Genomic DNA, 22549 nt, shown 5'->3' with positions numbered 1-22549 from the left:
GAAAACGTCAACACGACCAACGGAGAACACCAAATGCAACGCAAAACCCTGGCACTGATCATCGCCTCGCTCGCCTCTACCCCGGCTTTTGCCGATGGCTGGACCGATGTGTTCAAACTGAGCGGCTCGGCAGAAGCCAACTACATCGTGACCGATAACGGCAAGACCACCAGCAGCGAGCTGGATCGTGCCCTGCTGCTGAACATCGACGCCAGCAAAGAAATCGCCGGCGGTAACAAGCTGGGCGCACGCATCTCGCAAAAAATCGCCACTGGCGAAACGGTAGAAAACAAGGTAGGTATCGGCAGCCGCGAAGCGTATGTATCGCTGTCTGGTGATTTCGGTACCGTGAAGGCCGGCCGTGCCTTCATCAACAGCTACCTGACCCTGGACTGGCCATTTGGCCAAGTCGGCTTCTGGCCTGTGGCCGAAGGCGGTGCCGGTAAAGTCACCAGCAAGGTGTACCTGCCGAACACCCTGAGCTACCAGTCGCCGGCACTGGGCAACTTCAGCTTCAGCGCACAGCACGGCTGGGGTAACGAGAAGCACAACAAAGACAGCGTATACGACCTGGCCGGTACCCTGGCACTGGGCAAAGCCACTATTTACGCCGGTGTACTGGGCGGCAAGCCAGCCACCAAAACCAGCACCACCAAGGCCGACCTGACCACAGGCGTGGTTAGCACCACCACCACCGTGACTAACGACACCGAAAACAGCCAGCAATACCTGGCCGCCTCGGTAGGCGTAAGCGACGACCTGACCCTGCGCGCCATGGTGCAATCCTACAAACAGGAAAAAGCCGGCAAGCAAACCAACAAGGGTAGCGAAACCTCGCTGGGCCTGACTTACACCATGGGCAAAGCCGGCTACATCAAGGCTGCCTACATGAACCAGAACAACACCGGCGTGGCTGACGACTACAGCCGCTTCGCCGTGCAGTACGGCCGTGATATCGGCGGTGGCGCCGAGTGGTACGCCCGTCTGACCAAGGTAGCCCCGAAAGCCAGCGGCGCAAAAGACACCAACCAGTTCCTGACTGGCGTGTGGATCGGTTTCTAAACCAAACCGAATGGTAGTACCCGGGCGCAAGCCCGGTTTTTCAGGGCAGGTGAGGTAGAATCCTACCTTGCCAACCTCTGGAGAGGTCATGCAGAGCTTGGCCGTTGCCTTTACGGGCAACGGCACTTTTTTGCTCCGCCTCCCAGACACCAACCGCAGGCACGCCAGGCCTCCTAGCCAAGACTGACTTCACCATGCTTTATGGATTTGACATCGGCGGTACCAAGATAGAGTTCGGCGCATTCGACGCCTCGCTACGGCGCGTACGCCAGCACCGCTTTGCCACCCCCAAAGATTACGCCAGCCTGCTGGACGAGCTGTGCCATACCGTACAGCAAGCCGATAGCGCACTGGGCAGCCAGGGCAGCGTCGGCCTGGGTATTCCCGGCATTATCGACAGCATCAGCGGCAGCCTGCTGGCGGCCAACGTGCCGGCAGCCAATGGCCGCCGCCTGCGGGAAGACCTGCAAGAGCGCCTGGGCCGGGCGGTCCATATTGATAACGACGCCAACTGCTTTGCGCTCTCCGAGGCCATGGACGCGGCCAACCATGGCGTGGCTTCGGTACTGGGCATCATTCTGGGTACCGGCGTAGGGTCCGGCATGATTTTCCGCGGCCAGATCCACAACGGCCTGAACCACGTGGCAGGCGAGCTGGGCCATATGCGCCTGCCTATCGATGCCCTGCAGGCGTTTGGCGGCGACTTGCCGGTATTTGCCTGCGGCTGCGGCCAACGTGGCTGCATCGATAACTACCTGTCCGGCCGCGGCTTCGAGCAGCTGTTCTTCCACCGTTTTAGCGAAAGGCTCGCCGCTCAGGACATCATCCAGCGCTACCGCGAAGGCCACCCGTCTACCGTGGTGTTTGTCGAGCAATTCTTCGAGCTGACCGCCTGCTGCTTTGCCGGCTACCTGGCCATACTGGACCCGGAGCTGATCGTACTGGGCGGCGGCTTATCCAATTTTGACGAGCTGTACCGCGAGCTGCCCAAACGCCTGCCGCGCTATATGCTGAAATTCGCCCGTGTACCGCGCATAGAAAAAGCCCGCCATGGCGACGCGGGCGGTGTACGCGGTGCCGCCTTTTTGCCACTGGGCAGCCACGCCGGCACTACGGCGTAGCCGGCCGGCAACTGGCCAGCGCCTGCTGTAGCCTGGCGGCAAAAGCAGGCGGCTGTTGCGCCAGAAAACGGTGCGACAGGTACAGGCCCAGCGGCTTGTCTTGCGCCAGCACCGAGCGCACCCGGTTTGCCGCACCACGCTGCGCCACCAGTTTGTCCATGGCCAGGTCGGCCGCCAGCACCGCATCGGCACGCCCGGCCAGCAGCACATCCAGCATCTGGTCGTGCTCCGGCGGCGACACGGTCACCTGATAATGCTGTGCCTGCAGCCAGGCCAGCATATTGGAGCCGGCATACGCGCCCACGCGGGCGTACTCGCGAAAGCCTGGCGCCAGCGGGTCCATGCGGCTGTCACGGCGCAAGTACCAGCGCCATTGCTGCGGTGCTACCGGGCCAAACCACTGCGACAGGCTATCGCGTTGCGGATTGCGCGACGCCGGAAAGTAGCCATCGGCCTCGCCACTTTCCACTCGCCGCTGTGCTCGCGCCCACGCCACAAACTGTACTTTGGCAGGGAGGGCCAGGCTATCCAGTGCACAGCGCACCGCCTCTACCGCCAGGCCGGCTTGCGCCCCGCTAGCAAGCTGTACCGCGTAAGGGTCTTGCGCCTGGGTCAGCAAGTGCAGCGGCGTGGCGGCCAGTGCAAGAGCAGGAGCGCAGCCCACCGCCAGCCACAGCAGCCATCGTTTCATTACAGCCCTTTCATGACGATTCATCGCGGCACTCGCTAGCGCACAGGGTTTGTGTCAATCTGGCCAGTACCTTACTGCCCATAGCCATTCATTAAGATGACGCTAAAAAAATGCCGGCATATATGCAAGTTAATTTATCGAAATATTCGATTTGCCGCGACAAATGTCACGCCTGCCTTGCCGTGGCCGACACAAAAGCCACACCTGCGCACAATTGTGGCAAAGCATCTACACGATACGCATAAAGCAGCACAGGCCGGGTTGGCCGCATGGTCTTTTGGCCGCCAGCGGAGTAATCTGCGCGCTCACCTGTGCCTTACTTTTGCAATGCAGCAAAACAGCTGTGCAAAACCCTCAAACAACAATACAAAGCATCATGCAAGCGCATAACAAACAAGCAATGGCGGGCATTACCCTGGCCGCCCTGGGCGTGGTCTATGGCGACATCGGCACCAGCCCGCTCTATACCCTGAAAGAGTGTTTCAGCCCGCACCTGGGGCTGCTGCCAAACGAAGCCAACGTGCTGGGCATCCTGTCCCTGATCGTGTGGGGGCTGATTCTGGTGGTCTCGCTCAAATACCTGGCCTTCGTGCTGCGTGCCGATAACCGTGGCGAAGGCGGCATCCTTACCCTGATGGCGCTGGCACGGCGCGCGATCGGCAGCAAAGGCTGGCTGCTGGCTGCCCTGGGCCTGATGGGCGGCGGCTTTTTCTATGGCGAAGTGGTGATTACCCCGGCGGTATCGGTGCTGTCGGCGCTGGAAGGCCTGGAGGTGATTACCCCCAGCTTCAAGCCTTACGTACTGCCTATCGCCATTGCGGTGCTGGTGGGGCTGTTTGTCATCCAGAAACACGGTACCGCCAGCGTGGGCAAGCTGTTTGGCCCGGTGATGATGCTGTGGTTTGCTGCCCTGGCTGCGCTGGGCGTGCATGGCATCCTGGGTAACCCGGCGGTGTTGTCCGCGCTGAACCCGGCCTGGGGCATCGCCTTCATGCTGGAACACCAGGCGGTAGGCTTTCTGGCGCTGGGCTCGGTGGTGCTGGCGCTAACCGGTGCCGAGGCGCTATACGCCGACATGGGCCATTTCGGCCCCAAACCCATCCGCCTGGCGTGGTTCTTTTATGTGCTGCCCGCGCTGATGCTGAACTACTTCGGCCAGGGTGCCGAAATCCTGGCCGACCCGGCCGCGCGCGCCAACCCTTTCTTCCACCTGGCGCCGCAGTGGGCATTGCTGCCCATGGTGATCCTGTCTACCGCTGCCACGGTCATTGCGTCGCAAGCCGTGATTTCCGGCGTGTTCTCGCTGACCCGCCAGGCAGTACAGCTGGGCTTCTTGCCGCGCATGGAGATCACCCACACCTCGGACAAGGAAATCGGCCAGATTTACATTCCGCTGGTGAACTGGGGCCTGCTGTTTGCCGTGATTGCCGTGGTGGTGATGTTCCAGACCTCCAGCGCGCTGGCCGGCGCCTACGGTATTGCCGTGACCGGCACCATGGTGATTACCTCCATCCTGGCCTGCACCGTGGCGCTGAAACAGTGGAAATGGCCGGTATGGGTGGTGGCACCGCTGCTGGTAGCCCTGCTGTGCGTGGATATCCCGCTGTTTGCGGCCAACGTGGTGAAGATTTTTGCCGGTGGCTGGCTGCCGCTGCTGATCGGTGTCATCGCCTTCATCCTGATGAGCACCTGGCGCCAGGGCCGCAAGCTGCTGATGAGCCGCCTGAACGAGATGGCCATCCCGCTGGATGGTTTTATCGAGAACATGGAATCGTACTCGCCTGACCGCGTACAGGGCACCGCCGTGTTCCTGACCAACTCCACCCACGGCGTACCGCACGCGCTGCTGCACAACCTGAAGCACAACAAGGTGCTGCACGAGCGCATCGTGCTGATGACGATACGCAGCGAGGAAGTGCCTTATATCGAAACAGAAAAGCGTATCGAGATCGAACGCCTGTCCAATAGCTTCTGGCGCGTGATGGCCTACTACGGCTTCAAGGAAACGCCTAGCGTGCAAGAGGTGCTGGACCTGTGCGAAACACAGGGCATGCAGTTCGAGCTGATGGACACCTCGTTCTTCCTGTCGCGCGAGACGCTGATCCAGACCGACCGCGACGGCCTGGCACCGTGGCGTGAAAAGCTGTTCGTGTGGATGAGCCGCAACGCGCTGCGCGCCACCGACTTCTTCCAGATTCCGTCCAACCGCGTGGTGGAGATGGGCGCCCAGGTCGAGCTGTAAAACCTGCGCAGCACAAACAAAAAGGTTGGCCGCGGCCAACCTTTTTTTATTGCCTGGCCGGCTGGCGCACCACCAGCCACAGCGCCAGCGCGATCAGCACGCCACCGGCCAGGTGCGCGCGGCTGAGCGTTTCGTGCAGGAACAACACGCCCCACAACACACCGAACACCGGAATCACAAAGGTCACGCTCATGGCCTTTAGCGGGCCTTCGTCGGCGATCAGGCGGAAGTACAGCACATAGGCCGCGGCGGTACACAGCAGGCCCAGCGCCAGCCAGGCCAGCCAGTGGCCGGCATCCAGCACCCCCAGCGGCAAAGGCTGCCAGGCGAGGCTCAGCAGGAACAGCGGCAACAAGGCCGCCGTGGCGCCCAGCTGGCTGCCCAGCGCCACCAGGCGGCTGTCCATGCCGCCCTGCTCGCTGATCCAGCGCCGGGTCAGGTAGCCGGACAAGGCATAACAGGTGGTAGCCAGCAAACACATGTCCCCACCCAGCAGCACCACCGGCGTCAACGCTACCGGGCCGGTCTGCAACAGCACCGCCACGCCAGCCAGGCCCAGCATCAGCCCGGCCAGCCGCGCCGGGGCCAGACGCTCGCCAAACGCCAGCCCGCCCACCACCACCGCCATCAGCGGCGTGGTGGCGTTGAACATGGCGCTGTAGCCGGCAGGCAGCACCCGCGCGGCCAGCGAATACATCAGGAAAGGCACAGCCGAGCTGATCACGCCCAGCCACAGCGCCGCACGCCAGCGCGGGCCGGCGGGAATAGCCAAGCGCCACCAGCGCAACAGCAGCCACAAACCCAGGCTGGCAAAGGCCACGCGCCCCGTTGCCACCGGCAAGGCCCCCAGCACCGGCGACAGCACGCGCATGAACAAAAAGCTGCTGCCCCAGATGGCAGCCAGCAGAATCAGACGAAGCAGCGAAGGCAGTGCCATGGCAAACCCCTGTGTAGACGAGGCGCCAGCATGCGGGTTGGCCGCAGGCACGGCAACCCGATTATTGCTAGAACTGGTAAATGCCCTGCCGTGGCGGCGGCTCGACCGGCATGGCCTCGCCCAGCATGTCGCGCACCGACTGCTCGATGCCGTAACACAGCGCCGACAGCGGCAAGTCGTTGCCTTCCTTGCCGAACGGCTCTTCCAGCTCGTCGCCCAGGCTGTCCAGCGCCAGATAGGTATAGGCAATGAACACGGCGATGATGGGCGTGAGCCAGCCGATGGTGGTGACCAGGCCCAGCGGCAGCAACAGACAGTAGCCGGTCACGGTGCGGTTCAGCAGCACGCGGTAGGTAAACGGAATCGGCGTATTGCGGATGCGTTCACAGCCGCCCACCACCTCGCCCAGCGTGTCCAGGTTGCGGTCTACCGACAGCCACTGCTGTTCGGTGAGGTGACCGTCGCGCAGCAGCTGGTGGTTTTGCGCGTGCAGCCAGGCCAATAGTCGCGCCGGGATGTTGCGGCCGCTACGCAGCTGCTCGGCCAGGTCCGCCGGTAGCAGGCGCACCAGGTGCGGGTGGGTATCGTCGTCGCGCAGCTGGCCTTTCAGCGCATAGGTCAGCGCACAGACGGCGTACAGCATGGGCCGCACCTGTGGCGCGGCTACCGGCTGCAGCTTGCCGGTGAGCGAGCGGCTCACAATCAGCAGGCCGCCCCACAACTTGCGCGCCTCCCAGAAGCGCTCGTAACTGGCCGAGTTGCGAAAGCCCAGAAAGATGGCCAGCGACACGCCCATCAGCGTAAAGATGCTGACGTTCAGCGCCGAGTCGGCGTGCTGGCTCAGCCACCAGCCATCCAGCACTGCCGATAACAGCGACAGCGAAAACACGATGGCCAGCCGCGACACGATGCGTGGCAACACCGAGCCGTGCCAGACAAACAGCAGGCGCAGCCAGTTATAGCGGGGAAGAACAATCATGGGGGAAACAGACCAGCAGGTAGGCAAGGCCACCATCATAAGAAGGCAGCCCCTGGCTGGCAATGCGGGGCAGCCCCGTCAGGCCGGGTCTGGCAGGCTGCGGCCCAGCGCGGCAGATAGCCGCAGCCAGTCGAAATACGGCCCGGGGTCGGTCTTGCGCCCTGGCGCGATGTGCTCGTGGCCGCTAATGGCCTGCACGCCGCAACGCTGCTGCAGCAGCTGCGCCAGCGCGGTGAGGGTACGGTACTGGGCGGGGGCGAAGGGCTCGAAATCGCAGCCTTCCAGCTCCACCCCCAGGGCAAAGTCATTACAGCGCTCGCGCCCCTGCCACTGCGAGGCACCGGCGTGCCAGGCGCGGCGGTGCACCGGCACAAACTGCAACAGGCTGCCGTCGCGGCGGATGAAAAAGTGGCAGGACACGCGCAAGTGCGCAATCTCGGCGTAAAACGGGTGCGCGGCGGGGTCCAGCGTATTGGTAAACAGCTCGGCCACGCCGCTGCCGCCGTAACGGTACGGTGGCAGGCTGATATTGTGCACCACCAGCAAGGGCGTAGCGGCCGGCGCCGGGTAGTCGTCGCAGTTGGGCGACGGGATGCGCTGCGCCTCGCTCACCCAGCCGTCGTCGCCCAGGCTCAGCGGCAGCGGGCTGTCGTCCCTCGCCCACGACAGGCGCAGCAGCGGCAGGCCGTCCGGCGCGGCAAAGCGTTTGCTTTCTACAAAGCCGGCCTTCTGGTAACAGCGCACCGCCGCACGGTTGGCCGCAGCCGTCATGACTGTGGCGCCCTGTTCGTGCTGTAGCGCGAAGCTTAGCAGGCGGCCGGCCCAGCCCTCGCCCAGCCTTTGCGGGTGCACCAGCGTGCGGGCAATTTCGGCGCGGCCATCCTTGTAGCGCCCCAGGGTCAGCAAACCGCACAGGGTACCGACCTCGTCCCACGCCGCCAGAATCTGCAAGGGGCTGGTCTTGATGTCGTCTGCGCTGCGCCACAGCCGTGGCAGCCGGTAGCCGTCCAGCCAGCCTACTTCCAGCGCGTGGGCAGCGTCGTGCAGCGCCAGTGCAGCGGCCAGGTTGGCCGCATCGTGCGGCAGGGGGGATACGCAAAACGGCACAGGCATGGCGTGCTCCGGCAACAGGGGTGCGTCACTTTACCGCATGCTGGCGGCCTGCCGCGAGTGCCCTATCTGGCAGGCGCTTGAGCAACATCATGTGCAAATGCAGCAAAGCCACCCATACTGCCCACAACCCTTACCCAGGAGATGGCCATGCTTAGCCTAGACGCCCTGACTGCCTCGGCAGCCGCCCCCTCGTTCGACGAACCGCTGGACATGCTGTACGCCTGCCACGACAAGGTGCGCCGCTTTTGCGACCAGCTGGACGCGCTGCCAGCCTATATTGCCGAGCATGGCCGCAACCAGGCGGTGATCAATACCATTGCCGGCATCGTGCGCTACTTCGACCTGGCCGGCCCGGCGCACCATCAGGACGAGGAAGACGAGCTGTTTCCGCTGATTCTGGCACGCCAGCCGGACGCGACGCCCAAGATCGAGCAGCTGCTGGGCGAGCACGGCTACCTGCATTCGCGCTGGAACGCCATCCGCGATGACCTGCTGGCCTACAACGCCGCCGCGCTGGACGACATCAGCGCCGAAGAAGTACACGAGTTTGCCCGCCTGTACCGCGAACACGCCTCGCGCGAAGAACAGTGGCTGTTCCCCACCGCGGCCGCGCTGATCAACGACAAAGAGCTGGCCGACGCCGGCCAGCGCATGGCCGCACGCCGCACGCTGAAACCGGCGGCCTAAACCACCCTGCCCGCCGCCTGCGGCCAACCCTGCAGGCTGTGCAGCAAGGCTGCCACTGCCGGCTGGCTGGCCACGTTGGCCGCATAACACAGCCCCACGCGGCGCGACGGCGCCGCCCCCTGCAGCGGCTGCCAGCCCATGCCCGGCAACAACAGGCCAGGCGGCAGCAAGGCCACGCCCAGCCCGGCCTGTACCATATCGCGTGCCAGCGCCAGGCTCCCGGCCTGATGCGCGCTGGCCAGCGCCGTGCCGCCCCCATCCAGCCACGCCAGCAGACGCTGGTGCGACGGATGCGACGGGCACACCACCCAGTCCAGCGCCATCGCCTGCAAGCGGGTAATGCCACCCGCCTCGGCAGCGGCCTGCGGCAAAGCCAGCACGAAGGTCTCTTCCCACAAGGGCAGGAACAGCTCGTCCTCGCAGCGCAGCTCTTCGCTGGCCAGCCGCAGCTCGCCGCTACAGCCGGGCAACACCTGCAACAGCAGCTGCGGCAGCGCCTGACGGCAATGCGCCAGCAAGGCTACACGCTGCGCCGCCCCCAGGTCGGCCTCTACCCCCAACGCTAGCGGCAAACAGCCCTGCGGCGCGGCAAACTGCGCCTTCAGCTGCGTCATTTGCGCCAGCAACTGCTGCGCCTGCGGGTATAGCCGGCGCGCGGCGTCGCTTACGATCACCCCGCGCGCCTCGCGCCCGAATAGCGGCGTACCCAGCTCGTCCTCCAACTGGCGGATGGTCACCGACAGCGTAGGCTGGGTCAGGTGCAGCCGCGCAGCGGCGCGGGTGATGTTGCGCTCTTCGAACACGGCGATAAAAGCCTTGAGCTGACGCGTATCCATAGATTTTCTCGATGATTGACAGCGAAATTTATCATTTTTCGCGCCCAAAAGGGTGCCATAGACTAGCAGCCATCGAATCATCACATGAAAGGCACCCTATCATGCGCAAACCCCTGATCATTATTACCGGCGCCAGCTCCGGCATAGGCGAGGCCACCGCCCGCCAGCTGTCCGCCCTGGGCCACCCGCTGCTGCTGCTGGCACGCCGCATCGAACGCCTGCAAGCGCTGGCGCTGCCACAGGCGCTGTGCCGCCAGGTAGACGTCACCGATGCCGCCGCGCTGAACGCCGCGGTAGCCGAGGCCGAGGCGCTATACGGCGCGGCCGACGCGCTGGTGAACAACGCCGGCGTGATGCTGCTAGGACGCATGCACGAACAGGACCCGGCCGAATGGCAGCGCATGCTGGACGTGAACGTGCGCGGCGTGCTCAACGGTATCCACGCCGTGCTGGCCGGCATGCTGGCGCGCCGCCACGGCACCATCATCAACGTCAGCTCCATCGCCGGGCGCAAGACCTTCCCCGACCACGTGGCTTATTGCGGCAGCAAGTTTGCCGTACACGCCATCAGCGAAAACCTGCGCGAAGAAGTGAGCAGCCATAACGTGCGGGTAATCACCATCGCCCCCGGCGCGGTGGAAACCGAGCTGCTGGGCCACACCACCAGCGCCAGCATCCGCGAAGGCTACGAAGCATGGAAACGCACCATGGGCCCGGTACTGCGCGCCGAAGACGTGGCCGACGCCATCCGCTACGCCTACGAAGCGCCGCAAAACGTATGCATCCGCGAGATCGTGCTGGCCGCTACCCACCAGCCGGCCTGAGCGCGGCAAGGTTGGCCGCAACAATAAAAAAGCGCCCCGCAGGGCTAATGCCAGTCAGTTAACGCTGACTGGCGTTTTTTGTTTAGGGTTTGTTGCGTTGAAGTACGCTAGTGTGTCCGCTATGCGGACGATGATTAAATGCCGGTTCCGCCCGGCAGACGGGAAAGGGGGCGGATTGCCGCCCCCTTTTCATTCCCCCGCAACCCGGGGCTGCTCGAAACCCCGTCCAAAATGGCACGCCCCAGGCGCCGCCGAACTCGCCCCTCGCTAACGGCTCGGGGCTCAAACAAATCGGCGTCTTAAAACCTGGGGCGCACCATTTTGACCGGCTCGCGCCAACGGGATAGGGCGCTTCACTCACGTCTTGCTACGTGAAAACCAAGCACATTCGCTTAACTGACAGGCATTACCCCGCAGGGCGCTTTTGGATTGGCCTGTTTGGCGATCAGGCAGTCAATACCAGCAGCTCGGCAAAGGCTTTTTCGAACAGCACCAGGCCGTCGCGCTGCAGCTGTTCGCCGGCCGCGTTGAAATCCACACCGGCGGCGGCCGCTGCTGCCAGCACCGCACGCGCCTCGTCGGCACCCTGCGCCAGCGTGGCGGCGGCGTTGCCATGGTCGCGGAACAGCGCCAGCGTGGCGTCCGGCACGGTGTTGACGGTTTCGTCGCCGATCAGGCTTTCCACGTACAGCACGTCGGAATAGGCCTTGTTCTTGGTGCCGGTAGACGCCCACAGCAGGAACTGCGGGCGAGCGCCGGCGGCTTTCAGCACGGCAAATTCTTCACCGTGGAAGCGTGCCAGATAACGCTGGTAGGCCACCTTGGACAGCGATACCGCTGCCTTGCCCTGCAGCTCGGCCGGCAGCTGCGCGTCCAGCAGGCTGTCCACGCGCGACAGGAAGAAGCTGGCCACGGCCTTGACGTGGCGCAGCGGCTGGCCGGCGGCGTGACGCGCGGAGAGGCCGGCGATGTAGGCGTCCCACACCGCTTCTACTTGCGGCAGCGAGAACAGCAGCGTGATGTTGACATTGATGCCCTCGGCGGTGAGCTGGCCGAAAGCGGCAATACCTTCCGGCGTGGCCGGAATCTTGATCATGGCGTTGGGGCGGTTAATGGCAGCCCACAGGCGGCGCGCGGCGGCCAGGGTACCGGCTTCGTCGCGCGACAGCGCCGGGGAAACCTCCAGCGATACGTAGCCGTCGTCGCCAGCGGTAGCCTGGTACTGCGGCAGGGTCAGGTCGCAGGCGGCCTGGATGTCAGCAATTACCAGCGTTTCGTAACGCTGCTCGGCGCTGAGGCTGGCGTCGGTTTTCAATGCGGCCAACTCGTCCTGGTAGCGTGGGTCGGTGCTGATGGCTTTGTGGAAAATGGCCGGGTTGGAGGTCACACCGGCAATGCCGTCGTCGGCCAGCAGGCGCGCCAGCTCGCCGGTTTGCAGCAGTTCACGGGACAGGTTATCCAGCCAGATGCGCTGGCCAAAAGGGCGGATGGCTTGTAGTCGGTTCATGGGCATGTTGCTCGTAAGTGTGGGGCGGTGCAGACATGATGCGCCGCTTATGTAGTACGGCACATGCTACCTTGCCCGCTGGCTGTAGCAAAGCCATTACACGCCTGGCAACAACGCGGCCAGGCGGTACAAATCACCCTTAGTCAGCCAGACAGTGGCACGAGTGCATGGCCACGCTGCCAGACATGGCACAAGCGTGCCCGACAGCAATGCTCAGCACAGCACATCCGCATGCAGAAAATCAGGCGTGCCCGCTGTCAAAATCGAACACCAGTGCCTGCGCCAGCAAGGGCTGAACCTGCGCCACAAACGCCTGGTGCGCCGGGTGGGCCAGGTAGTGGCGCAGCGCGGCGGCGTCGTCAAAGCGTAGCAGCCAGCCGTGGGTATAGCCCTGGGCCAGATTTTCCGGGCTGATGTCGGTGCCGGCGCGAAAGTCGCGTACCTGCGCGATCGCTGCCGGCAGTGCGGCAAAAGCCGCCAGCACAGCGTCGGTATCGGCACGGCTGGCGTGGGGGGCAAAGCGGAACAGCACGATGTGTTCAATCATTATGGGCGACCTGCTCGGCGTTGAAGATCACACTGAACACACTGCCTTTGTCCGGCTCGCTCTGGATATCCAGCTTGGCGTGGTGGCGCGCCAGCACGTGCTTGACGATGGCCAGGCCCAGGCCGGTGCCACCATTACCGCGCGAGCGGCCACGGTCTACGCGATAGAAGCGTTCGGTCAGGCGCGGCAGGTGCTCGCGCGGGATGCCGATACCGGTATCGGCCACGGTAAAGGCTACGCGGCCTTCGTCGTCTTGCGTCCAGCGCAGGTAGATGCTGCCGCCTTCCGGTGTATAGCGCACCGCGTTGGACACCAGGTTGCCAAAGGCCGAGTGCAGCTCCTGTGCATTGCCCCACAGGTCGTGCGGGCAGGTGTTCTTCACCACGATACGGTGGCGGCCTTGCGACAGGCCTTCTGCCTCTACCACCATGGTGTCCAGCAGCGCGGCCATATGTACGCGGTCTTGCAGCATGGTGCGCGGGCCGTTTTCGATGCGCGACAGCGTCAGCAGGTCTTCTACCAGGCTGTGCATGCGGCGCGATTGCTCCAGCATCATGGGCAGAAACTGGCGCAGGGTCGCGTCTTCTACCTGCGGCATTTCGGACAGGGTTTCCAGAAAGCCGCCTACCACGGTGAGCGGGGTACGCAGTTCGTGCGATACGTTGGCCACAAAGTCGCGGTGCACGGTTTGCACGCGTTCCAGCTGGGTAATGTCGCGGGAAAGCAATAGCTTGCGCGTGGTGTCGAACGGCACCAGCTGGATGGATAGCACCAGCTCGCTGCTGGTGCCGCTATGCAGGATCAGCGGCTGGCTATAGCTTTGCGAAGCCATATAGTCGTGAAACGCCGGCTGGCGCACCAGGTTCAGTATCTGGCTGCCGACGTCGGTTTTGCGGTTCAGCCCCAGATGCTCCACGGCCATCGGGTTGATCCACTCGATGTGGTCATATTCGTCCAGCACCACCACGCCGTCCGGCATGGCTTCGCCGGCGTTCACAAAGCGGTCCAGCACGCCGGCCAGGCGTTTCTTGCTTTGCTTTTGCTTGCGCGCCTGGCGGTACAGCGTCATGAAAATGCCGTGCCAGGAGCCAAAACCGTCCGGCACGCGCCCCGGTACCGGGTGGCCCAGCCAGCGCAGCAACAGGGCAATGTGGTACAGGTGAAAGGCCAGCCACAACAACAGCAGGCCCAGCAACAATGCCAGGCCGGTGACCAGGCCAAACACCAGGCCAAAGGCCATGCTGACTACCACCATGGCAATCAGCCAGCCCAGCGTACGCTTGAGAAACTCGGCCAAGACTTACCCCTGCGCCGAGAAGCGGTAGCCGGTACCACGCACGGTCTGGATCAGGCCATCGTGGCCGGTGGGTTCCAGTGCGCTGCGCAGGCGGCGGATGTGTACGTCTACGGTGCGCTCTTCCACAAAGACGTGGTCGCCCCACACCTGGTCCAGCAGCTGGGTACGCGAGTGCACGCGCTCAGCGTGGGTCATGAAGAAATGCAGCAGGCGGAATTCGGTTGGCCCCAGGTCCACGGTCTCGCCGTTGCCTTGTACACGGTGGGTAACCGGGTCCAGGCGCAGGCCTTTCACTTCTACCGCGTCGTCGGTCATTTGCGGGGCGCGGCGGCGCAGTACCGCCTTGATGCGCGCCAGCAGCTCGCGCGGCGAAAACGGCTTGGTGATGTAGTCGTCGGCGCCGGCTTCCAGGCCCTGCACCTTGTCCTGCTCTTCGGAGCGGGCGGTCAGCATGATGATGGGGATCTGGCGCGTGCGTTCGTCGGCGCGCAGCTTGCGCGCGATTTCCACGCCGGATGCGCCGGGCAGCATCCAGTCCAGCAGCACCAGGTCCGGCAGGGCATTTTTCACCAGGGTCAGCGCCACTTCGGCGGTGCTGGCACGCAGCACATGGTGTCCGGCCTGGACCAGATTGAACGCGATCAGCTCTTGAATCGCTGGTTCGTCTTCTACAAGCAGAATATTGGCGGGCATGTGGCGGAATCCTTCCATGTACGATTATGGCAAGGATAGAAAAAAGCGGTTACAGAAATGTGACACTTCACGCGGCTTTCGATAAACAAAGCCAAAATAGGCTGCCGCTGTCGCGTAACAGGTGATTTATGCCAAAAATACCGCCCGCAGTGTACAAGCATTTTGCGTTTTCTGGCGGCCATAGCGCTTTGTAACCGCTTATTGCATTTGTATTTTATTTTGATACAAAAGTATTTTCGGTTATACTCGTCTTAATCTGTTTCGGGCCAGCTTGTCTGCGGCCAACCTTTGCTTACCCCGCCTGCCGCGCCGCACCTGGCACCCCTCACGCCCCTGCCCCGGAACGCCTGCCACCTTCGATACATGAAAGGGAAAGCATGGAGTCCGTCCGTACCTTCCGTACCACATTGGCCTGGCCTGTGTTCTTGCCTGGCCTGCTGCTGATTGCCACCATCCTTGCGTGGGCCACGCTCGCGCCCGCTTCAGCCGAAAGCTTGCTAGGCGGTGCCCAGCGCGCCATCAGCCAACAATTCGGCTGGTTTTATATTCTGGCTGTTGCGGTGTTCCTGATCAGCCTGCTGGGCATTGCCGCCAGCCGCTACGGCGACATCAAACTGGGGCCGGACGACGCGCAGCCGGCCTTCAGCATGACGTCGTGGCTGGCCATGCTGTTTGCGGCCGGCATGGGCATAGGCCTGATGTACTTTGGCGTAGGCGAGCCGCTGCAACATTATCTGAGCCCGCCGCTGGCTGCGGCCAACCCGCAAGCAGCCGCCCAGCAAGCCATGAACCTGACTTTCCACCACTGGGGCCTGCACGCCTGGGCGATTTATGGCGTGGTGGGGCTGGTGCTGGCTTATTTCGGCTTTCGCTACCAGCTACCGCTAAGCTTGCGTGCCGGCCTGTACCCGATACTGGGCGAGCGCATCCACGGGCCGTGGGGCCATGCCGTGGACGTCTTCGCGCTGGTTTCCACCGTCTTTGGCATCGCCACCACGCTGGGCTACGGCGTGATGCAGCTGGCCGCAGGCCTGCAGCAGGTAGCGGGTATCGACAGCAGCGGTATCGGCTTCAAGCTGGGGCTGATTGCCGTGGTGATGGGCCTGGCCGGGCTATCGGCCGCCACCGGCCTGGACAAAGGCGTGCGCCGCCTGAGCGAGCTCAACCTGAGCCTGGCGCTGGCCTTGCTGCTGTTTGTGCTGCTGGCCGGCCCTACCGTGTACCTGCTGCTGGCCTTTAGCGACAACCTGGGCAGCTATTTTTCCGGCCTGGTGGCCATGACCTTCCGTACCTTCAGCTACGGTACACAGGCACAACAAGACTGGCTGGGCGGCTGGACGCTGCTGTACTGGGCGTGGTGGGTGTCGTGGTCGCCGTTTGTCGGCCTGTTCATTGCACGCATTTCGCGCGGGCGCACCATCCGCGAATTCATCGTGGGCGTGCTGCTGGCCCCAACGCTGTTCAACCTGCTGTGGATGACGGTATTCGGTAACAGCGCCATCTGGCTGGACCTGCACGTGGCAGGCGGCGCACTGGGCGCCACCGCGGCCAACGTAGACAGCCTGCTGTTCCGCTTCTTTGATTACCTGCCGCTGACGCAGCTCACCAGCGCGGTGGCCATTCTGCTGATTGCCGTGTTCTTCGTGACCTCGGCCGACTCCGGCGCCATGGTGCTGGACAGCATTGCCAGCGTGGGGGCGGAGCACTCGCCGCTATGGCAGCGCCTGTTCTGGGCTGCCTTGCTGGGTGCCACCGCTGCCGCGCTACTGAGCGCCGGCGGCCTGAAAGCGCTGCAAGCCATGACCCTGCTCAGCGCCCTGCCTTTCACCGCCATCATGCTGCTGCTGTGCTACAGCCTGTGGCGCGGCCTGCAGTCCGACCAGTGCCACCAGGCGCAGCAGCCGGCACCGGCCACGCAGTTCTGGAGCGGCCACCACTGGCAGCAACGCCTGCGCCAGCTGGTACAGCGCCCGGATGCGGCCAACGTGCAGCATTTCATTGATACCGAGGTCAGCCCGGCGCTGGATACCGTCGCGGCCGAGCTGCGCAACAACGGCGTGGCCGCCCAGGTCAGCCGGGGGGCAGACGGCGCGGTTACCCTGCGTATAGACCAGCCTGGGCAGCGCGACTTTGTCTACAGCGTGCAGTGCCACGGCAAGCCGCTGCCGGCCTTCCTGCCGGCCAGCCGCAGCGATGCCGATATGCAGTACCTGGCACAAACCGGCTTTGCCGATGGCCGCGAAGGCTACGACATCCGCTATCTGCGCCAGAGCGAGATCATTGCCGACGTGCTCAAGCAATACGAACGCTACCTCAGCCTGCAGCTACAACAGCGTGGCCAGCTGCTGAGCAGTGCGCCGGGGCACTAGGCAAATACAGCTCGGCCACCATGCAGCGCGCCCCGCCGCCGCCATGGCTTTCAATGGTATCCAGCGGGGTGTGCACGATGCGCCCGTGTGCGGCCAACATCGCCTGCTGCTGCACACTGAAGGCCGCCCAGGCGCGGCTGGACATCGCGATCACCGCGCTGCCGTCCACACTGCGCAGGGCAAGGATATTGCCGCAGAAGCTGGCCATCTGCGCCAGGCTGATGCTGATCACCTGCTTGCCATCGCGCCGCAGCTGCGCCTGCACCCGCTGGCGCTCGCCGACATCGCGAATCGCCGGCAGACACACCACCGCAAAGCGCGGGCCGATGGCCATCATCACATTGCTGTGATAAATGGCACGGCCGGCAGCATCCACCGCGTCAAACACCTGCATCTGGTAGCCCAGCCTGGCGGCCAGCGGCGCCAGCAACACCGGCTGGCTGCGGCCGGAGCGGCACAGCCAGGCTCGCCGTGCCGCGTGGTCGAACACAATCGCACCTGTCCCTTCCAGATACTGCCCCTGCGCCTCGTGCGGGCTGAGGTCCAGCAGCTCGCGCACGGCAAACTGCTGCTGTAGCCAGGCCACGATATCGGCGCGGCGCTCCAGCCTACGGTTGGCCGCAGCCATCGGGTACAGCACCAGCATGCCTTTGGCATGGGTTGAAAACCAGTTATTGGGAAACACGGCATCCGGCGTATCCAGCCCCGCTGGCTGGCGGAACACCTGCACGCGCACCCCGGCGTGCTGCAAGGCTGCGACGTAGCCGTCAAACTCGCGCTGGGCAGCCAGTGTAACGCTGGCCCCCGCGTTGGCCGCAGGCTGCTGGAAATGGTTGCTGGCAAGGGTTTGCGGGTTGGCATGAAAACGGGCGGGACGCACCATCAGTACATGCGAGGCAGGCTGTGACATGGTTTCTCCTGGGTCGGGTAGCAGGAGAAATTGTGGCGGTGGCGGCGGCCACTTTGTAGTTGGCACCCTGTGCAGTTTTATCGCTAGACTGCACATATTGATAACCCGGGCCAGCACTATGCAACTTGACGACACCGACCTGCAGCTTATTGCCCTGCTGCGTGACAACGCCCGCACCCCGGTCACCGAGCTGGCCACACGGCTACGCGTATCACGTACCACCGTACAAAAGCACATCAGCAAGCTGGAGCAAGCCGGCATCATCATCGGCTATACCGTGCGGCTGAAACCGCAGGCCGAGGCCCAGCGCATCCGCGCCTGGATGGGCATTGCGGTAGAAGGCAACAAGACCCCGGCCGTACTGCAGGCCTTACGTGGCGAGCCGCACGTGTACGCGCTGCACTCCACCAACGGGCGCTGGGATATCGTCACCGAGCTGCGCGCCGACTCGCTGGAGCAGTTTGACCGCGTGCTGGGCCGCATCCGCCTGATCCCGGGCATTACCGCCAGCGAAACCAGCCTGCTGCTGTCCACCCACAAGGTGTAAGCCGCAAAAAAAGCGCAAAAAAAAGGCCTGTCCGGTTGGGGACAGGCCACTAAGGGTCGGTTCCCGGCCACACATGGGGGCCAAGAACACTTAAGACCAGGGACAAAGAGATCACCAGAACAGTTCCAAAGATGCCGATTGCTCAGGCACCCTCATAACGGATCCAGAAGTCAAAGCCTCGGGCGCGGACCCGGCGGCTTCAACACGGGGCGAATTGTACGGGGGTTAACCGGGCTTATTAATAGGCATTCGAAGCTTATAAGCCGTCATAACTTTGTATACAATGTATTTACGCCACTTTGACCTTCGAATCGAAAAATGGACAAGTTTGACCGCAAGATTATCGCTGCGCTGCACGAAAACGGCCGCCTCAGCTTTGCCGAGCTGGCCCGCCGGGTGAACCTGTCCGCACCGGCCGTTGCCGACCGCGTGGAAAAGCTGGAACGATCGGGCGTGATAGCCGGCTATCGCGCAATCATCCGCCCGGAAGCGCTGGGTTGCCCGATACAGTGCCTGATCGAGCTGACGGTAAAAAACCAAGAATACTACGCCGTGCTGGAGCTGCTCAAAGCCATGCCGGAAATCGTGCACTGCGATTCCATCACCGGCAGCAGCGGGCTGATGATCCGCGTGGCGGTGGACAGCATGGGCACGCTGCAGGCGCTGATCGCCCGCCTGATGCAGTACGGCGACACCAAAACCTCGATGGTGATCGACACCCCGGTCAGCCACCGCCTGCCCCCGCTGCCGGAAGAAGACTAGCCCGCCCGACACACCCGCCACACCGCCTGTCAGCGTGTAGTACAGACACTACACGCAACGCCGCAATGTAGCCGCGCCTTACCTGATGCAGATCAACACGCCACGCGTGGCCTGGCGGCGCTACAGGCAAAAAAACAGCCTGCCCTTGCAGGGGCAGGCCGGAACTATGCACAAAGAAGCAACAGAATACACCTAAAGAACGAGGTACCCGTCTCCACACGGGTACCGGTAAATCGGTGCGGCAGCTCATGCCGCCGCAGCCTTCAGCACCGGCCCGCGGGCTGCTTTGCGGCCAACATCGGCACGCTAGCAGACTGCGGCCGCTACTTACTTGGCAGCCACCCAGGCCTGGGCGGTATCCAGCATGCGGTTGGAGAAGCCCCATTCGTTGTCGTACCACGACAGCACTTTCACCTGGCGGCCTTCGATCACGCGGGTCAGCGTGGCGTCAAACACGCTGGACGCCGGGTTGTGCATGAAGTCGATCGACACCAGCGGCAGGGTGTTCACCGCCAGCACGCCTTTGAGCGGGCCGTTGGCCGCGGCGGTGACCAGTTCGTTCACTTCGGCCACCGTGGTGTCACGCTGGGCGGTGAAGGTGAGATCGACCAGCGATACGTTGGCGGTAGGCACGCGCACGGCAAAACCGTCCAGCTTGCCTTTCAGCTGTGGCAGTACCAGGCCCACGGCGGCAGCGGCGCCGGTCTTGGTCGGGATCATCGACAGCGCGGCGGAACGGGCACGGCGCAGGTCGCTGTGCTCGGTGTCCAGCAGCACCTGGTCGTTGGTGTAGGAGTGCACGGTGGTCATCAGGCCGTGCGCCACGCCGATGGCGTCGTTCAGCGGTTTTACCAGCGGGGCCAGGCAGTTGGTGGTGCAGCTGGCGTTGGACACGATGCTCATGTCGGCGCGCAGGGTGTCGTGGTTTACGCCGTACACGATGGTGGCGTCAGCGTCGTCTGCCGGGGCAGAGATCAGCACTTTCTTGGCGCCGGCTTGCAGGTGCAGACCAGCCTTGTCGCGTTTGGTGAAGATGCCGGTACATTCCAGCACGATGTCCACGCCCATGTCGCCCCACGGCAGCTCGGCCGGGTTGCGTACCGACAGCAGCTGGATAGGCTTGCCGTTGATCACCAGCTTGTCGCCTTCTAGCGCCACGGTGCCAGGGAAAGGGCCGTGGATGGAGTCGTATTTGGTCAGGTGGGCGTGCAGTTCCGGGTTGCCCAGATCGTTGATGGCAACGATTTCAATATCTTTATCGGCAAAACGTTCTTGCCAGGCGCGCAATACCATGCGGCCGATGCGGCCGTACCCGTTGATGGCGAGTTTCAGTGCCATATTGTGTCTCCTGATTATCGGGTGAATCCTGCGTGCCAGCTGCACGCTTGCTATGGGTACATCCTTGTCCCAATCGGGCTTGTACTCAATCCCTTACAGTTATGTAGTGTGCGTACTACCAACACTTTTTGCCTGGCCTGGCCGCGCCGTACGGCGCTTGCGGCCAACATGGATTGCCAGACGCCAGCACGTCGGCTACCGCGTTAACCGAAGTGGGATCGATTCCAATATAGCGCAAAAAATACCCCGGCATGGCCGGGGTAGAAGGAGAGCAAAGCCACAGGTCAGGTCACCCTGGCTTACCACTGGCTGCGCGTGCCGCCAAACGACACGCGCAGGCCTTGTCTTGCCCCGCTACCTGGGGCAGCGGGGTGAAAGCGCCATGCTTATTGCAGCTGGCTGGCCAGGGCAGCGGGGTCGCCGCCTTCCACGACCAGATGCACCAGGTTGCCAGGCATGGCCATGATGCCGCTCACGCCCAGGGCCTTCAGGCTGCCTTCGTTCACGCGGCTGGCGTCGGCCAGCTCTACACGCAGGCGGCTACCGGCGACCACTTCCACGGCGCGGATGTTGGCTGCACCACCCAGCGCGTCTTTCAGTGCACCGCTATCGGCGGCGGCAGCTTGCGGGTTCGCCAACGCAGCGCGGATTTCGTCGGCTACCAGCTCGGCCTCGGGGCCGAGTACCACTTGTACGCTACCGGCTGCCGGCTTGATCATGCCGCGCGAACCCAGTGCTTTCAGCGCGGCTTCATCTACTGCATCGTTGCTGACAACCTGCAGGCGCAGGCGGGTGGTGCACGCGTCTACGCTTTTCAGGTTGGCCGCACCGCCCAGCGCCCCGATGAAGCCACGCGCACGGTCGCTACCTTTGCCACCCAGGCTGGCAGCCGCGCTGCTACCGGCGGCCACTTCTTCGCGGCCCATGGTCATCAGGTTGAATTTCTTGATGAAGAAGGTGAACAGCACGTAGTACACGGCAAAGTAGGCCAGGCCGATAGGGATCAGCAGCAGCGGTTTCTGCGCGATACCAAAGTTCAGCACGTAGTCGAACAGGCCAGCGGAGAAGCCAAAGCCCAGCTTCACGCCCAGGGTGTGCATCAGCGCCATCGAGATGCCGGTGAGCACCGCGTGGATGGCGTACAGCGCCGGGGCCAGGAACATGAAGGCGAACTCTACCGGCTCGGTCACGCCGGTCAGCGCGGCGGTCAGGCCCATGGACAGCAGCACGCCACCCACAGCAGCCTTGTTTTCCGGACGCGCGGCGCGGTACATGGCCAGGCAGGCAGCCGGCAGGCCGAACATCATCACCGGGAAGAAGCCGGACATGAACATGCCTGCGGTCTTGTCGCCGGCAAAGAAGCGGGTCAGGTCACCGTGCACCACCTTGCCGGCGGCGTCGGTAAAGTCACCCAGCTGGAACCAGGCAAAGGTGTTGATGATGTGGTGCAGGCCGGTGACGATCAGGATACGGTTGAGCACGCCGTACACGAACAGGCCGAACTCGCCCGCGCCGATGACCCAGTGGCCTACCGCGTCGATACCCTGCTGGATAGGCGGCCAGATATAGCCCAGCACCACGCCGGCCAGCAGCATGGCAAAGCCGGTAACGATAGGCACAAAACGGCGGCCACCAAAGAAGGCCAGGTAGGACGGCAGTGCGATGTCCTTGTAGCGGTTGTACAGCAGGCCGGCGCTGATACCGGCGGTAATGCCGGCCAGTACGCCCATATTGATCTTGGCGTCGATCACTTTCAGCACCGCGGTCAGCACCAAGTAACCGATGGCACCGGCCAGGCCGGAAGCACCGTTGTTATCCTTGGCAAAACCCACGGCGACACCGATGGCAAACAGCAGTGCCAGGTTGCCGAAAATGGCATCCCCGGCTTGCGCCATGACCGGAATGCCCATCAGGTCGGGCTGACCCAGGCGCAGTAGCAGGCCTGCCACTGGCAGGACGGCGATAGGCAGCATCAGGGCACGGCCCAGCTGCTGTACGCCGGCGAACTTGCTTGAAGTACTCACTGTGTTTCTCCTCTTCGTTTTAATGCAGGCCGCCAGTTGGGAGGATGCGGCGGCCTGACCAGG

The 22549-nt window shown here is 63.5% G+C and carries 20 protein-coding genes and 1 pseudogene; 8 read left to right on the top strand and 13 right to left on the bottom strand.

Going from position 1 to position 22549, the window contains the following annotated elements; translation table 11 throughout:
- The first annotated feature begins 33 nt into the window (after positions 1-33).
- Together LCH97_RS13850 and nagK are read left to right on the top strand one after the other, a co-directional pair.
- A complete protein-coding gene (locus tag LCH97_RS13850) occupies positions 34-1062 on the top strand; it encodes a porin (protein WP_227302207.1) in 1029 nt (342 codons plus the stop codon).
- Positions 1063-1256: 194 nt separating this feature from the next.
- On the top strand, positions 1257-2183 hold the full coding sequence (nagK, locus tag LCH97_RS13845) for an N-acetylglucosamine kinase (RefSeq protein ID WP_227302206.1): 927 nt from the start codon (positions 1257-1259) through the stop codon (positions 2181-2183).
- Here nagK and LCH97_RS13840 read toward each other — a convergent pair.
- Positions 2173-2874, bottom strand: a complete 702-nt coding sequence (locus LCH97_RS13840) for a transporter substrate-binding domain-containing protein (RefSeq protein WP_227302205.1) — start codon at positions 2872-2874, stop codon at positions 2173-2175. The genes nagK and LCH97_RS13840 overlap by 11 nt on opposite strands.
- Before the next feature lie 376 nt (positions 2875-3250).
- Between LCH97_RS13840 and kup the strand changes: the two genes are divergently transcribed.
- Positions 3251-5116, top strand: coding sequence for a low affinity potassium transporter Kup (kup, locus tag LCH97_RS13835; RefSeq protein ID WP_227302204.1), 1866 nt, complete (start codon positions 3251-3253; stop codon positions 5114-5116).
- Positions 5117-5162: 46 nt separating this feature from the next.
- Here kup and LCH97_RS13830 read toward each other — a convergent pair whose 3' ends face one another.
- The 4 genes and pseudogenes from LCH97_RS13830 to LCH97_RS18885 all read right to left on the bottom strand — a co-directional run.
- Positions 5163-6053: a DMT family transporter gene (locus LCH97_RS13830; RefSeq protein WP_227302203.1), complete on the bottom strand. Its 891-nt coding sequence runs from the start codon at positions 6051-6053 to the stop codon at positions 5163-5165.
- Between the two features lie 67 nt (positions 6054-6120).
- A complete protein-coding gene (locus LCH97_RS13825) occupies positions 6121-7032 on the bottom strand; it encodes a bestrophin family protein (protein WP_227302202.1) in 912 nt (303 codons plus the stop codon).
- A gap of 78 nt (positions 7033-7110) precedes the next feature.
- The gene (gene ampD / locus LCH97_RS18890; protein ID WP_370630736.1) at positions 7111-7668 is read right to left on the bottom strand and encodes a 1,6-anhydro-N-acetylmuramyl-L-alanine amidase AmpD; all 558 of its coding nucleotides are present in this window, start codon (positions 7666-7668) and stop codon (positions 7111-7113) included.
- Between the two features lie 90 nt (positions 7669-7758).
- Positions 7759-8145 (bottom strand): annotated as a pseudogene (locus tag LCH97_RS18885) (GNAT family N-acetyltransferase); the annotation flags it as partial.
- 147 nt (positions 8146-8292) lie between these two features.
- Here LCH97_RS18885 and LCH97_RS13815 point away from each other — a divergent pair.
- On the top strand, positions 8293-8832 hold the full coding sequence (locus LCH97_RS13815; protein WP_227302200.1) for a hemerythrin domain-containing protein: 540 nt from the start codon (positions 8293-8295) through the stop codon (positions 8830-8832).
- On the opposite strand, the gene LCH97_RS13810 is transcribed toward LCH97_RS13815, so the two are convergent.
- The gene (locus tag LCH97_RS13810) at positions 8829-9668 is read right to left on the bottom strand and encodes a LysR family transcriptional regulator (RefSeq protein ID WP_227302199.1); all 840 of its coding nucleotides are present in this window, start codon (positions 9666-9668) and stop codon (positions 8829-8831) included. The two genes, LCH97_RS13815 and LCH97_RS13810, sit on opposite strands and share 4 nt — an antisense overlap.
- A 101-nt stretch (positions 9669-9769) precedes the next feature.
- Here LCH97_RS13810 and LCH97_RS13805 point away from each other — a divergent pair, with 101 nt between their 5' ends.
- On the top strand, positions 9770-10492 hold the full coding sequence (locus LCH97_RS13805) for an SDR family oxidoreductase (RefSeq protein ID WP_227302198.1): 723 nt from the start codon (positions 9770-9772) through the stop codon (positions 10490-10492).
- Between the two features lie 445 nt (positions 10493-10937).
- Here the strand turns inward: LCH97_RS13805 and tal are convergent, their stop codons facing one another.
- The 4 genes from tal to phoB form a co-directional block, all read right to left on the bottom strand.
- A complete protein-coding gene (gene tal, locus LCH97_RS13800) occupies positions 10938-11999 on the bottom strand; it encodes a transaldolase (RefSeq protein WP_227302197.1) in 1062 nt (353 codons plus the stop codon).
- A gap of 241 nt (positions 12000-12240) precedes the next feature.
- Complete coding sequence (locus LCH97_RS13795) at positions 12241-12546, bottom strand: Dabb family protein (RefSeq protein WP_227302196.1); 306 nt, start codon at positions 12544-12546, stop codon at positions 12241-12243.
- Complete coding sequence (phoR, locus tag LCH97_RS13790) at positions 12539-13843, bottom strand: phosphate regulon sensor histidine kinase PhoR (RefSeq protein ID WP_227302195.1); 1305 nt, start codon at positions 13841-13843, stop codon at positions 12539-12541. Before phoR ends, LCH97_RS13795 begins: the two co-directional genes overlap by 8 nt.
- Before the next feature lie 3 nt (positions 13844-13846).
- A complete protein-coding gene (gene phoB / locus LCH97_RS13785) occupies positions 13847-14536 on the bottom strand; it encodes a phosphate regulon transcriptional regulator PhoB (protein WP_017507884.1) in 690 nt (229 codons plus the stop codon).
- A 377-nt stretch (positions 14537-14913) separates the two neighbouring features.
- Between phoB and LCH97_RS13780 the strand changes: the two genes are divergently transcribed.
- Entirely contained in the window at positions 14914-16905 is a 1992-nt protein-coding gene (locus tag LCH97_RS13780) for a BCCT family transporter (RefSeq protein WP_227302194.1), read from the top strand.
- Here LCH97_RS13780 and ctlX read toward each other — a convergent pair.
- Complete coding sequence (ctlX, locus tag LCH97_RS13775) at positions 16850-17815, bottom strand: citrulline utilization hydrolase CtlX (protein ID WP_227302193.1); 966 nt, start codon at positions 17813-17815, stop codon at positions 16850-16852. The genes LCH97_RS13780 and ctlX overlap by 56 nt on opposite strands.
- A 118-nt stretch (positions 17816-17933) precedes the next feature.
- On the opposite strand from ctlX, the gene LCH97_RS13770 reads away from it, so the two are divergent.
- On the top strand, positions 17934-18362 hold the full coding sequence (locus tag LCH97_RS13770; protein ID WP_227302192.1) for an Lrp/AsnC family transcriptional regulator: 429 nt from the start codon (positions 17934-17936) through the stop codon (positions 18360-18362).
- A 318-nt stretch (positions 18363-18680) separates the two neighbouring features.
- The gene (locus LCH97_RS13765; RefSeq protein ID WP_227302191.1) at positions 18681-19124 is read left to right on the top strand and encodes an Lrp/AsnC family transcriptional regulator; all 444 of its coding nucleotides are present in this window, start codon (positions 18681-18683) and stop codon (positions 19122-19124) included.
- A 327-nt stretch (positions 19125-19451) separates the two neighbouring features.
- On the opposite strand, the gene gap is transcribed toward LCH97_RS13765, so the two are convergent.
- Entirely contained in the window at positions 19452-20462 is a 1011-nt protein-coding gene (gene gap / locus LCH97_RS13760) for a type I glyceraldehyde-3-phosphate dehydrogenase (protein ID WP_227302190.1), read from the bottom strand.
- Between the two features lie 386 nt (positions 20463-20848).
- Positions 20849-22486 (bottom strand): N-acetylglucosamine-specific PTS transporter subunit IIBC, encoded by a 1638-nt coding sequence (nagE, locus tag LCH97_RS13755; protein ID WP_227302189.1) that lies wholly within the window; start codon positions 22484-22486, stop codon positions 20849-20851.
- Between the last annotated feature and the right edge of the window lie 63 nt (positions 22487-22549).

Origin of the sequence: Vogesella sp. XCS3, assembly GCF_020616155.1 — a bacterium.
GTDB lineage: Bacteria > Pseudomonadota > Gammaproteobacteria > Burkholderiales > Chromobacteriaceae > Vogesella.
This window is presented reverse-complemented; position numbering and strand designations above follow the sequence as displayed.

Bases quoted from the DNA above. Each gene is read 5' to 3' on its own strand.
- LCH97_RS13830 (WP_227302203.1), bottom strand. From the start codon at position 6,053: ATGGCACTGCCTTCGCTGCTTCGTCTGATTCTGCTGGCTGCCATCTGG.
- kup (WP_227302204.1), top strand. From the start codon at position 3,251: ATGCAAGCGCATAACAAACAAGCAATGGCGGGCATTACCCTGGCCGCC.
- LCH97_RS13850 (WP_227302207.1), top strand. From the start codon at position 34: ATGCAACGCAAAACCCTGGCACTGATCATCGCCTCGCTCGCCTCTACC.
- ctlX (WP_227302193.1), bottom strand. From the start codon at position 17,815: ATGTCACAGCCTGCCTCGCATGTACTGATGGTGCGTCCCGCCCGTTTT.
- LCH97_RS13825 (WP_227302202.1), bottom strand. From the start codon at position 7,032: ATGATTGTTCTTCCCCGCTATAACTGGCTGCGCCTGCTGTTTGTCTGG.
- LCH97_RS13765 (WP_227302191.1), top strand. From the start codon at position 18,681: ATGGACAAGTTTGACCGCAAGATTATCGCTGCGCTGCACGAAAACGGC.
- gap (WP_227302190.1), bottom strand. From the start codon at position 20,462: ATGGCACTGAAACTCGCCATCAACGGGTACGGCCGCATCGGCCGCATG.
- LCH97_RS13795 (WP_227302196.1), bottom strand. From the start codon at position 12,546: ATGATTGAACACATCGTGCTGTTCCGCTTTGCCCCCCACGCCAGCCGT.
- LCH97_RS13805 (WP_227302198.1), top strand. From the start codon at position 9,770: ATGCGCAAACCCCTGATCATTATTACCGGCGCCAGCTCCGGCATAGGC.
- LCH97_RS13810 (WP_227302199.1), bottom strand. From the start codon at position 9,668: ATGGATACGCGTCAGCTCAAGGCTTTTATCGCCGTGTTCGAAGAGCGC.
- tal (WP_227302197.1), bottom strand. From the start codon at position 11,999: ATGAACCGACTACAAGCCATCCGCCCTTTTGGCCAGCGCATCTGGCTG.
- LCH97_RS13815 (WP_227302200.1), top strand. From the start codon at position 8,293: ATGCTTAGCCTAGACGCCCTGACTGCCTCGGCAGCCGCCCCCTCGTTC.
- phoB (WP_017507884.1), bottom strand. From the start codon at position 14,536: ATGCCCGCCAATATTCTGCTTGTAGAAGACGAACCAGCGATTCAAGAG.
- LCH97_RS13770 (WP_227302192.1), top strand. From the start codon at position 17,934: ATGCAACTTGACGACACCGACCTGCAGCTTATTGCCCTGCTGCGTGAC.
- LCH97_RS13780 (WP_227302194.1), top strand. From the start codon at position 14,914: ATGGAGTCCGTCCGTACCTTCCGTACCACATTGGCCTGGCCTGTGTTC.
- LCH97_RS13840 (WP_227302205.1), bottom strand. From the start codon at position 2,874: ATGAAACGATGGCTGCTGTGGCTGGCGGTGGGCTGCGCTCCTGCTCTT.
- nagK (WP_227302206.1), top strand. From the start codon at position 1,257: ATGCTTTATGGATTTGACATCGGCGGTACCAAGATAGAGTTCGGCGCA.